Origin of the sequence: Nocardia tenerifensis NBRC 101015 (assembly GCF_000308715.1) — a bacterium.
Lineage (GTDB): Bacteria > Actinomycetota > Actinomycetes > Mycobacteriales > Mycobacteriaceae > Nocardia > Nocardia tenerifensis.
This window is the reverse complement of the sequence record NZ_BAGH01000150.1, coordinates 1-10,330: the sequence shown is the minus strand read 5'-3', so window position 1 is coordinate 10,330 and position 10,330 is coordinate 1. Positions and strand designations below refer to the sequence as shown.

12 protein-coding genes are annotated in these 10,330 nt (G+C 70.7%); 2 read left to right on the top strand and 10 right to left on the bottom strand.

The features are described 5' to 3' along the window. The coding region (locus ON39_RS11905; RefSeq protein WP_255219261.1) for a DMT family transporter at positions 1–339 on the top strand (339 nt) is incomplete at its 5' end. Between the two features lie 63 nt (positions 340–402). On the opposite strand, the gene ON39_RS11900 is transcribed toward ON39_RS11905, so the two are convergent. From ON39_RS11900 to ON39_RS11875, 6 genes are all read right to left on the bottom strand, one after another. Then, on the bottom strand, positions 403–1,344 hold the full coding sequence (locus ON39_RS11900) for a TIGR03564 family F420-dependent LLM class oxidoreductase (RefSeq protein WP_040733635.1): 942 nt from the start codon (positions 1,342–1,344) through the stop codon (positions 403–405). A 723-nt stretch (positions 1,345–2,067) separates the two neighbouring features. After that, positions 2,068–2,841 carry an imidazole glycerol phosphate synthase subunit HisF gene (gene hisF / locus ON39_RS11895; protein WP_040733634.1) on the bottom strand — a complete coding sequence of 258 codons (774 nt, stop codon included), beginning with the start codon at positions 2,839–2,841 and terminating at the stop codon, positions 2,068–2,070. Positions 2,842–2,846: 5 nt separating this feature from the next. Further along, the gene (locus tag ON39_RS11890) at positions 2,847–3,662 is read right to left on the bottom strand and encodes an inositol monophosphatase family protein (RefSeq protein WP_040733633.1); all 816 of its coding nucleotides are present in this window, start codon (positions 3,660–3,662) and stop codon (positions 2,847–2,849) included. Then, the gene (gene priA, locus ON39_RS11885; protein ID WP_040733632.1) at positions 3,659–4,390 is read right to left on the bottom strand and encodes a bifunctional 1-(5-phosphoribosyl)-5-((5-phosphoribosylamino)methylideneamino)imidazole-4-carboxamide isomerase/phosphoribosylanthranilate isomerase PriA; all 732 of its coding nucleotides are present in this window, start codon (positions 4,388–4,390) and stop codon (positions 3,659–3,661) included. The genes ON39_RS11890 and priA overlap by 4 nt, the downstream gene beginning before the upstream one ends. Before the next feature lie 65 nt (positions 4,391–4,455). Continuing rightward, entirely contained in the window at positions 4,456–4,896 is a 441-nt protein-coding gene (locus ON39_RS11880; protein ID WP_040733631.1) for a MarR family winged helix-turn-helix transcriptional regulator, read from the bottom strand. A 26-nt stretch (positions 4,897–4,922) separates the two neighbouring features. Beyond that, positions 4,923–5,447: a hypothetical protein gene (locus ON39_RS11875; RefSeq protein WP_040733628.1), complete on the bottom strand. Its 525-nt coding sequence runs from the start codon at positions 5,445–5,447 to the stop codon at positions 4,923–4,925. Positions 5,448–5,635: 188 nt separating this feature from the next. Between ON39_RS11875 and ON39_RS11870 the strand changes: the two genes are divergently transcribed. Continuing rightward, the gene (locus ON39_RS11870; protein WP_040733627.1) at positions 5,636–6,097 is read left to right on the top strand and encodes a hypothetical protein; all 462 of its coding nucleotides are present in this window, start codon (positions 5,636–5,638) and stop codon (positions 6,095–6,097) included. Between the two features lie 11 nt (positions 6,098–6,108). Here the strand turns inward: ON39_RS11870 and hisH are convergent, their stop codons facing one another. The 4 genes from hisH to hisD are packed head-to-tail and all read right to left on the bottom strand — an operon-like array spanning position 6,109 to position 9,861. Further along, positions 6,109–6,747, bottom strand: a complete 639-nt coding sequence (hisH, locus tag ON39_RS11865; RefSeq protein WP_040733626.1) for an imidazole glycerol phosphate synthase subunit HisH — start codon at positions 6,745–6,747, stop codon at positions 6,109–6,111. Continuing rightward, entirely contained in the window at positions 6,744–7,370 is a 627-nt protein-coding gene (hisB, locus tag ON39_RS11860) for an imidazoleglycerol-phosphate dehydratase HisB (protein ID WP_040733624.1), read from the bottom strand. The genes hisH and hisB overlap by 4 nt, the downstream gene beginning before the upstream one ends. Positions 7,371–7,393: 23 nt before the next feature. After that, positions 7,394–8,527: a histidinol-phosphate transaminase gene (locus ON39_RS11855; RefSeq protein ID WP_040733623.1), complete on the bottom strand. Its 1,134-nt coding sequence runs from the start codon at positions 8,525–8,527 to the stop codon at positions 7,394–7,396. Further along, positions 8,524–9,861: a histidinol dehydrogenase gene (gene hisD / locus ON39_RS11850; protein ID WP_040733622.1), complete on the bottom strand. Its 1,338-nt coding sequence runs from the start codon at positions 9,859–9,861 to the stop codon at positions 8,524–8,526. Before hisD ends, ON39_RS11855 begins: the two co-directional genes overlap by 4 nt. Positions 9,862–10,330 lie beyond the last annotated feature (469 nt).

The following is a 10,330-nucleotide window of genomic DNA, read 5'->3' as shown; positions in this document are numbered from 1 at the left end:
ACCACAGGAGTTTTCGTCATGGCCTGGTTCTTCCTCGGCATCGCCATCGTCTTCGAGATCGCGTTCGCGCTCGGCACCAACGCGACCAACGGCTTCACCAAGCTCTGGCCGTCGGTCTTCACCTTGCTCGCCGCGGCGGGCGGCATCTTCACCCTGAGCCTGGCCCTGCGCACATTGGATGTCGGTGTGGGATACACCATTTGGACCGGCGTCGGCGCGATCGGCACGGTCATCCTCGGCGCGCTCGTCTACCACGAGAAGATCACCCTGCCCAAGGTCGCGTCGTTCGCGGCGATCATCGCGGGGGCGGTGCTCTTGAAAGTGGCTGCGGGAGCCTGAAATACCCGCATGCGACGGACCTCGACCCGTTCGGCCGACTCGGCCGAACGGGTCGGTCGCGTATTACCGAGCGGCGCGGTTCAGTTCGCCGAGAAGTTGCCAGGTGCGCTGCTCGTCGGCGGGGGTGGTGAGGTCGGTTTGGGCGAAGAGGACGTCGGTGGCGCCGGCCTCGAAGTACTCGGCGACGCGATCGGCGATGGTCTGTTCGTCGCCGATGACGACGAGGTCGGCGGCGCGAGAAGCGCCCGACAGCTCGATGATTCGGCGGTAGGAGGGGATGTCGTTGTAGAACGCGGTCTGCCGCTCGGCCGCCGCGCGGGCGCCGTCGACATCGGCGGTGACGACTCCGGGGACCATGACGGCGATACGCGGCGCGGGTCGGCCCGCCCGCGCGGCGGCCTCGGTGATGGGGGCGACGACGTGTTCGGCCAGCGCCTGCGGGCCGACCAGGAAAGGCAGTGTGCCGTCGGCGAATTCGCCGGTGACGCGCAGCGCCTGCGGGCCCATCGCGGCGACCAGGATCGGCACGGCGGGCCGCGCACCCGCGACGGCCGCGGGCAGCGGCGCGACGGCGGTGAGCGTCTCGCCGTGGAAATCGACTGTGCCCGTGTCGAACACGTCGCGCAGGGCGATCAGGATCTCGCGCAGCCTGGCGATCGGGCGGTCGTAGGAGACGCCGAAGACCGGTTCGGTGAACGCCTGCGTGCCGAGGGCGAGGCCGAGGGTGAACCGTCCGTGCGTCGCCGCCTGCGCGGTCTGCGCCTGACCGGCGATCAGCAGCGGGTGCCGCGCCGAGATCGGGATCGCCGAGGTGCCGACCTCCAGCTCGGGCACCTCCCGCCCCACCACCGCGGACAGCACGGCACTGTCATGGGTGAACGTCTGACCGAACCACAGCGAACTCAACCCGGCCGCCGCAGCCCGTTTGCCCGCGGCGACCGCGGCATCCACCGCGTTGTCGGTCGCGTCGAGGGTGAAGGGAGACAGCGTTACTCCGATACTCATCCCCCGTACAACGCCGACGCCCGTGGCCGATTCCACGGCGACGGATTCCCGCTGAGCCGCCCGCGCCGGAACGCGCGCTGACGTTCTTCCGCCGAGCACGAGGTCGCTGCGATCCGTGCGGGTCGGGGAACCATGACGCGACGGGCAAACGACGACGCCGCGGGCGAACACCCACACGGCAGGCGAACAATGACGCAGCGGGCGCACCACGACCGCAGCAGACACCCCATGACGGCGCGGTCGAATGCTTACCCGGCAGGCGAACCATGACGCCGCAGGTCAACCATGAACCGCTGGCTCGCCCAAAGCAGCCCTGCATCACCATCGAATCGGTGCTGGGCTCCAAACGTTTTGGGACTCGACTCGTTTCGAAGAGACCTGCTCCTCCGACCGCGCGTGCGCCGTGATGATCGGCGACGGAGCCACGGCGACCCAGTGCGCTGGCCGGCGACTACGATGTTCGCCGCCGGGCCGGAGCGCATCGGCTCCGCTGCCGAGGCGATCATGGCCAGAAGATGCGGCAGGCGGACCACGACGCGACGAACGAAACGTGACGCGGCGGCCGAATCGCACGACGAACGAACCATCGCGCGGCAGACAAAACCATCACGCGGCAGACGACCCATCGCGCACCAGACGACCCATCGCGCGCCGGGCGAACCATCGCGCGGGAAGCGAAGCTGGAGCGGCGCGCGGACGTTGGGCTGGGCGCGGACCTGCGTCCTACCGGACGACGATGTGTTCCGCGCGCATGGAGTCCTTCACCTGGCCGATGGTGAGGTCGCCGAAGTGGAAGACGCTGGCGGCGAGGACCGCGTCGGCGCCGGCCTGTACGGCGGGGGCGAAGTGTTCGACGGCGCCGGCTCCGCCGCTGGCGATGACGGGGACGGAGACGGCGGCGCGGACGGCGCGGATCATCGTCAGGTCGAAGCCCGCCTTGGTCCCGTCGGCGTCCATCGAGTTGAGCAGGATCTCTCCGACGCCCAATTCGGCTCCGCGCGTTGCCCATTCGACGGCGTCGAGGCCGGTGCCGCGCTTGCCGCCGTGGGTGGTGACCTCCCAGCCGGAGGGCGTCGGCGGCTGACCCGGCGGCACGGTGCGCGCGTCCACCGACAGCACGATGCACTGCGAGCCGAACCGCTCGGACATCTCGCGCAGCACCTCGGGCCGCGCGATGGCGGCGGTGTTGACCGAGACCTTGTCCGCGCCCGCGCGCAGCAACCGGTCCACGTCCTCGACGGTGCGCACGCCGCCGCCGACGGTGAGCGGGATGAAGATCTGCTCGGCGGTGCGGGTGACCACGTCGATCATGGTGCCCCGGTCGCCGGTGGAGGCCGTGACGTCGAGGAAGGTCAGCTCGTCGGCGCCCTGGGCGTCGTAGGCCGCGGCCAGTTCGACGGGATCGCCCGCGTCACGCAGGTTTTCGAAGTTCACGCCCTTGACCACCCGGCCGGCGTCGACGTCCAGACACGGAATCACGCGTACCGCCAACGTCATTCGACTCACCCTTCCTCGGCGGTCGCCGGATCGGCCACCGTGCAGATCATGTCGAGCAGCTCCTCGTGCACTCCGGGCGCGGCGGCGAGCACCGAGCCGGAGGTGATGGTCCACGGCTCGCCGGCCAGGTCGGTGACCACGCCCCCGGCGGCGCGGATCAGCGCGACGCCCGCCGCGTTGTCCCACGGGTGATGCCCGAACACGATCGCGCCGCCGAGCACGCCGGACGCGGTGAACGCCAGATCGATGCCGGTCGAGCCGTGCATCCGCACGCGGGAGGACAGGCTGCTGAGCGGGCCGAGCAGGTCGAAGCGGAACTGTCCCGGAATCCGGCCTCGCGCATCGACATTGAACGCGCCGAACCCGATCATCGCCTCGGCCAGTTTGCCCTGCGCCAGCGGCGGCAGCGCCTGACCGTTCAGCAGCACCGGCCCGCCCTCGATCGCGGCGTAGCGCTGCCCGAGCAGCGGCAGCCAGGTGAGGCCGATGACCGGGACGCCGTCGTGCACGAGCGCGAGCAGCATGCCCGAGAGCGGGTGTCCCGAGGAGTAATTGAAGGTGCCGTCGATCGGGTCGAGCACCCACGCGGTCCCGGTGACGAGCTCCGGTCCGCCGAATTCCTCGCCGTGCACCTCGATTCCGGTGCGCCGCGCCAGCTCGGTGGAGATGGTGCGCTCGAGCTCGAGGTCGAGTTCGGTGGCGAAGTCGTTGCGGCCCTTGGCCACCGCGCTCGGCGCGCCGACGCCCTCGATGAAGCGGGAGCTGACCGAGTCCAGGGTCTCGCGGGCGACCGCGAGCAACGCCGAGAGGTCCTGGGTCATCTCACCGCGGCCAGCGCCTCGGGCAGCGTGAAGCGGCCCGCGTAGAGCGCCTTGCCGACGATCGAGCCCTCGACGCCCTCGGGCACCAGCTCGGCGATCGCGACCAGGTCCGCGACGGTGGAGACGCCGCCGGAGGCGATGACCGGCGCGTCGGTGGCGGCGCAGACCTCGCGCAGCAGGTCGAGGTTCGGGCCGGTCAGCGTGCCGTCCTTGGTGACGTCGGTGACCACGTAGCGCGAGCAGCCGTCGCGCTCCAGTCGCTCGAGCACCTCCCACAGGTCGCCGCCGTCGCTGACCCAGCCACGCCCGCGCAGCCGGTAGTCGCCGTCGATGATGCGGACGTCGAGGCCGACCGCGATGCGCTCACCGTGCTTGGCGATGGCCTTGGCACACCACACCGGGTCCTCCAGCGCGGCCGTGCCGAGGTTCACGCGGGCGCACCCGGTGGCCAGCGCGGCCTCCAGGGTGTCGTCGTCGCGGATGCCGCCGGACAGCTCCACTTTCACGTCGAGCTCGCCGACCACCTCGGCCAGCAGCTCGCGGTTGGAGCCGCGGCCGAACGCCGCGTCGAGGTCGACCAGGTGCACCCACTCCGCGCCGGCGCGCTGCCACTCCAGCGCCGCCTCGCGCGGCGAGCCGTAGCTGGTCTCGCTTCCGGCCTCCCCCTGCACGAGGCGCACGGCCTCTCCATTGGCGACATCGACGGCGGGTAGCAGCACAAGACTCACGACTGGACACCCTAGTAGCCCTTCTCCCCGCCCCGGTCTCCGGGCCTGCGCAGATAGGAGGCGGATCACCGATCGAGGATGCGGGTGAGCAGGCGGACGAGCTCGGCCCGTTCGGCGGCGTCGAGGCCGGCAAGCAGTTCGTCCTGGGCGACGGCCAGCCGCTCGTCCAGCTCGGCGAGGTGGGCCGTGCCCGCGGCGGTGATGGTGACGATCTTGCGCCTGCGGTCGCCGTGGTCCGGCCCGCGCTCGACGAACCCGCGGCCGGCCAGCTCGTTGACGGTGGCGACGATGTCGCTGCGGTCGATGCGGGTGCGCCGGCCCAGGTCGGCCTGGCTGATCGGGCCGAACTCGGCGAGCGCGGCGAGCAGGGCGTGGTGGTGGCGGCGCGAGCCGGTGGCGCCGAGCGCACGGTCGGTCGCCCGGTTCGCGACGAGGGCGACCTGGGTGACCAGGCGCGTCGGCATTGCCCGCAACCTGGTAGGGGCACCCTCGTGCGAGATGTCCATGAGGGCCAATCTAGCTCTTGCCGGTCTCACCCACCCTCTGTCAGTGTGCCGAACGTGGCCAGCACCCGGCGTCGGTAGCAGGCCAGCGCGGCCGCCACCGCGAACAGCGCCGTGAGCGCCGCCGCCGCGATCCGCACGCCCTCGCCGATCTGGAATTCCGTTGCGGCCCGCTCGATCTCGGCGAGGGTGTGCTTGTCGCGATCGTCGAACAGGATCGTGGCGCGCGGCCAGAGATACAGCACCGAGAGCAGGAACTGCCCGCTCACCAACGAGATCAGCGACAGCACCGTCGAGCGCACGCCGACCCGATACCGCACCGAGGCGATGGCGGCGAGCAACGCGCATAGCGTCAGCACACCACCGAGCGGGCGCATGACGTCGCCGACGGCCACCGCGCTCATGAAGTGCTGGGTCTCCGCCAGCGACTCCGGTACGTCTCGAAAGATGTTGGGGTACAGCATGATCGTCTCGACCACGGCGGCGCCGAACGCGAAGAACGCGACCACGGCGTACCCGGTCAGCACAACAAGCGGAATAGTGATGCGCCTCATAGCGGCCTCCTCGGGACGACCGTAGAACCGCGGACGCCGCGGCGAATCCGGGAGCCACCCCCATATCCCTGTCAGGGTCTCCCCGGAGGCCGTGTCGGCGGGCCGCCCCCGCCGACACGGAATCGCCGGTAGTGTCTCGCCTCGGCGATCACTCCGGTCGCTTTCCGCACTCTCCCAAGGGATCCCGTATGTCGCGTTCGACTCTCGCTGCCGCGCTCCTGATTTCGGCCGCCACCTGCACCGCGATGCTCGCCACCGCGCAGTCCGCCGCGGCGGCGCCGCCCGAGGAGGCGCGGCTGGCCGGGTGCGAGTTCGGCACCGTCGCGGGGACCTACGACTACGCGCGCTTCGACGAGCACGTCGGCCGGATGCGCGAGATCACGACCGGCATGTTCCGCGCCGAGTTCGAGGAGGCCCGGCCGACCATCCAGGCGAACGCCGCGGCCAGTCACTCGACCGCGAAGGTCGACTCAGTGGATTGCCGCGTCGTCTCCGGGGACGAGGCCACCGCGGATGTGACCGTCGACGTGGTGCGGACGACGACGAGCGACGAGACCGCGGGCATGCCCAAGACCAACAAGATGTCGCTGCTGATCACCGTCGAGAATGTGAACGGACGCTGGCTGGTCAACCGGGCCGAGACCAGGTAGGCGCTATCGGTTCAGAGCGAGCGCACCCAGTTGCGCAGTAGCTGAGCCCCGGCGTCGCCGGACTTCTCCGGGTGGAACTGGGTGGCCGAGAGCGCCCCGTTCTCCACCGCGGCGAGGAACGGCACGCCGTGCTCGGCCCACGTCAGCTTCGGGGCGTCGAAATGGTCGCCCGGCGGCATCTCCCAGGTCTGCGCGGCGTAGGAGTGGACGAAGTAGAAGCGCGTCTGCTCGTCCATGCCGTCGAACAGCACGCTGCCGCTCGGCGCGGACACGGTGTTCCAGCCCATGTGCGGCAGCACCGGAGCGGCGAGGCGCTCCACCACGCCGGGCCACTCCGCGCAGCCCTCGGTCTGCACGCCGAACTCCACGCCGCGCTCGAACAGGATCTGCATGCCGACGCAGATGCCGAGTACCGGGCGCCCGCCGGCCAGGCGCTGCCCGATCATGCGCTCCCCCCGCACTTTTCGCAGTCCGGCCATGCAGGCGGCGTAGGCGCCGACGCCCGGCACGACCAAACCGTCGGCGGCCAGCACGATGTCGGGATCGGCGGTCACCTCGACCTTCGCGCCCGCCCGCACCAGCGCGCGCTCGGCCGAGTGCAGGTTGCCCGAGCCGTAGTCGAGCAGCGCGACGGATTTCGGCTCGCTCACAGCGTTCCCTTCGTCGACGGCACACCCTGGACCCGGGGGTCGAGCTCGACCGCGGCGCGCAAAGCCCTTGCCACCGCCTTGAACTCGGCCTCGGTGACGTGGTGCTGGTCGCGGCCGTACAGCACGCGCACGTGCAGCGCGATGCGGGCGTTCAACGCGATGGACTCGAAGACGTGGCGGTTGAGCACCGTGGAATACGGTGCGCCTGCGCGATCGCCGACGGGCGAGCCCGGAATCACCGCGTGCAGCAGGTGTTCCGGCTCGCCGGTGTGCACGCAGTACGGCCGCCCGGACACGTCGACGGCGGCGTGTGCCAGGGTCTCGTCCATCGGGATGTAGGCGTCGCCGAACCGGCGGATGCCTGCCTTGTCCCCCAATGCCTTTCCCAGCGCCTGGCCGAAGACGATCGCGGTGTCCTCGACCGTGTGGTGCGCCTCGATCTCGATATCGCCCTCGGCCCGCACGGTCAGGTCGAAGCTGGCGTGCGCGCCGAGCGCGGTCAGCATGTGGTCGTAGAACGGGACGCCTGTGGCGATCTCGGTCTTGCCGGTGCCGTCCAGATCCAGCTCGACCACGATGCTGGACTCCTTGGTGACGCGCTCCACCCGCGCGGTTCGGTTCATGAGTGCTTCCTTTACAGGCGGATTCATCGGGGCGTGCGGTCGGTGTCCACCAGCGCGCGGCTGACCTTCAGGAACTCGTCGTTCTCCGCGGCGAGGCCGATGGTGGTGCGCAGGTAGCCGGGGATGCCGACATCGCGGATCAGCACACCGTGGTCGAGGTAGCGATGCCAGGTGCGCGCCGCGTCGGTGAACCGGCCGAACAGCAGGAAGTTCGCGTCGCTGGGGACCACGTCGAACCCCATCTCGGCCAGTTCCGCGGCGACCCGATCGCGCTGTGCGGCCAGTTGCGCGACGCTGCCGAGGGTTTCGTCGGCGTGGCGCAGCGCCGCGCGCGCGGCCGCCTGGGTGACCACCGACAGGTGGTAGGGCAGCCGCACGAGCAGCATGGCGTCGATGACCGCGGGCGCGGCGACCAGGTAACCCACCCGGCCGCCCGCGAACGCGAACGCCTTGCTCATGGTCCGGGTCACCACCAGCTTCGCCGGGAAGCGGTCGATCAGCGCGAGGGCGCTCGGCTGCGCGGAGAACTCCCCGTAGGCCTCGTCCACCACGACGATGCCCGGCGCGGCCTCGAGGATGCGCGCCAGGGCGTCCTGCGGAATGCTGTGTCCCGTCGGGTTGTTCGGGCTGGTCACGAACACCACGTTCGGCGAGCGCTCGGCGATGGCGGCCACCGCGTAGTCGACGTCGAGGGAGAAGTCCGCGTCGCGCTTGGCCTCGATCCACTCGGTGTCGATGCCCTCGGAGATGATCGGGTGCATCGAGTACGACGGCACGAAACCCATTGCGGTGCGGCCCGGCCCGCCGAAGGCCTGCAGCAGCTGCTGCAGGATCTCGTTGGAACCGTTTGCCGCCCAGACGTTCTCGGTGCTCACCGCGACACCCGTTTGCCGCGTGAGATATTCGGCCAGATCGGTGCGCAGCGCCACCGCGTCCCGGTCCGGGTAGCGGTGCAGCTCGGCGGCGGCGATCCGGACGGACTCGGCGACGTCGTCGACGAGCGCCTTGCTCGGCGGGTGCGGGTTCTCGTTGGTGTTCAGCTGCACGGGAACGCTCAATTGCGGTGCGCCGTAAGGCGTCTTGCCGCGCAGGTTCTCCCGCAGCGGCAGGTCGTCCAGGCCGATGTCCGCGCCGGGCACGGTGGCGGGCCGGCTCATGACAGCGCCTCGAAGCGCGCCCGCACGGCCTGGCCGTGCGCGGGCAGGTCCTCCGCGTCGGCGAGTGCGACGACGTGACCGGCGACATCCTTCAGCGCCGCCTCCGTGTAGTCGACGACGTGGATGCCGCGCAGGAACGTCTGCACGCTCAAACCCGAGGAGTGCCTGGCACATCCGGCCGTCGGCAGCACGTGATTGGAGCCCGCGCAGTAGTCGCCGAGGCTCACCGGGGCGTACGCGCCGACGAAAACCGCTCCGGCACTGCGCACCCGGGCCGCCACCGCGGCCGCGTCGGCGGTCTGGATCTCGAGGTGCTCGGCCGCGTAGGCGTTCACCACCCGCAGGCCCTGGGCAATGTCGTCCACGAGCACCGTCCCGGACTGCTTGCCGCGCAACGCTTCTGTCACCCGCTCGGCGTGCTTGACCACGGTCATCTGCCGGGTGAGCGCCGCGTCCACCGCGTCGGCCAGCTCCGCGCTGTCGGTGACCAGCACGCTGGCCGCGAGCACGTCGTGCTCGGCCTGGCTGATCAGGTCCGCCGCGACGTGCACCGGGTCGGCGGTCGCGTCGGCCAGGACGGCGATCTCGGTCGGGCCCGCCTCGGCGTCGATGCCGACCAGCCCGCGGCACAGCCGCTTCGCCGCCGTCACATAGATATTGCCGGGTCCGGTGATCAGATCGACCGGCTCCAGCTGCGCGCCGTCGGTGTCGACGCCTCCGTAGGACAGCAGCGCGACGCCCTGCGCGCCGCCGACCGCCCACACCTCGTCGACGCCGAGCAACCGCGCGGCGGCCAGGATGGTCGGGTGCGGCAGGCCGCCGAAGCGCGCCTGCGGCGGCGAGGCGACCACCAGCGAGCCGACGCCCGCGATCTGGGCGGGCACCACGTTCATCACCACGCTCGACGGATACACGGCGTTGCCGCCGGGCACGTACAGCCCGACCCGCTCGACCGGCACCCAGCGCTCGGTCACCGTGCCGCCGGGCACCACCTCGGTGGTCTTGTCGGTGCGCCGCTGATCGGCGTGCACCTTCCTGGCCCTGGCGATGGACTCCTTCAGCGCCGCGCGCACGGCCGGATCCAGCTCTTCCAGGGCCTTCGCCAGTTCGGCGGTCGGCACCCGAACCGTCGCGGGGCTGACCCCGTCGAACCGCTCGCTGTACTCCTGCGCGGCCGCGACGCCGCGATCCCGGATCGCCTCCACCACCGGACGCACATGATGCAGCACCGAGTCGACGTCGACTCCCCCGCGCGGCAGCGCGGCGCGCAGCTCGGCAACGGAGGGAGTGCGACCGCGCAGATCAACGCGGGCGAGCTCGATGCGGGTAGTCATGTGGTGTCGATCCTTGTCCTCAGCCGTTTCCGCAACAGGAAAGTTGCAGCTACCAGCCTATCCGGCCGGTGCCAACGGTTATTCGCACGGTCTGTCCCACCGTGCCGCGGGTCTCACCCCCGGCTCGGCGACGCAGTCGAGCACCGCGCCCGTCAGGACAGGGAGGGGAACCGGGTATCGCTGTCGAGCAGCAGCTTTCCACCGGAGTTGATCACCCGCAGGGTCATCGGCCGGTCCTGACCGTCGACGATCAGGCTGGCCAACTGGATGTCGAGCGCCCCGTCCGACTTGTTGTCGCCGGTCTTCTTGATGCTGGTGAAGTTCTCGATCGTGTGCGCGTCCCAGTACTGACGGAACGCCGTCTCGCTGCCGTACAGCTTCTGCGCCGCCGGGGTCAGGATCGGACCACGATCCGGCCGCGTCGTCGTAGAACCGCTTCACCAGCGCCGCCGCCGGGCCCTCGCTGACC

What these genes read in the sequence shown, in the direction of transcription:
- ON39_RS11900 (WP_040733635.1), bottom strand. Translation starts at nt 1,344, where the DNA reads ATGAGTATCGGAGTAACGCTGTCTCCCTTCACCCTCGACGCGACCGAC.
- hisF (WP_040733634.1), bottom strand. Translation starts at nt 2,841, where the DNA reads ATGACGTTGGCGGTACGCGTGATTCCGTGTCTGGACGTCGACGCCGGC.
- ON39_RS11890 (WP_040733633.1), bottom strand. Translation starts at nt 3,662, where the DNA reads ATGACCCAGGACCTCTCGGCGTTGCTCGCGGTCGCCCGCGAGACCCTG.
- ON39_RS11880 (WP_040733631.1), bottom strand. Translation starts at nt 4,896, where the DNA reads ATGGACATCTCGCACGAGGGTGCCCCTACCAGGTTGCGGGCAATGCCG.
- ON39_RS11875 (WP_040733628.1), bottom strand. Translation starts at nt 5,447, where the DNA reads ATGAGGCGCATCACTATTCCGCTTGTTGTGCTGACCGGGTACGCCGTG.
- ON39_RS11870 (WP_040733627.1), top strand. Translation starts at nt 5,636, where the DNA reads ATGTCGCGTTCGACTCTCGCTGCCGCGCTCCTGATTTCGGCCGCCACC.
- hisB (WP_040733624.1), bottom strand. Translation starts at nt 7,370, where the DNA reads ATGAACCGAACCGCGCGGGTGGAGCGCGTCACCAAGGAGTCCAGCATC.
- ON39_RS11855 (WP_040733623.1), bottom strand. Translation starts at nt 8,527, where the DNA reads ATGAGCCGGCCCGCCACCGTGCCCGGCGCGGACATCGGCCTGGACGAC.
- hisD (WP_040733622.1), bottom strand. Translation starts at nt 9,861, where the DNA reads ATGACTACCCGCATCGAGCTCGCCCGCGTTGATCTGCGCGGTCGCACT.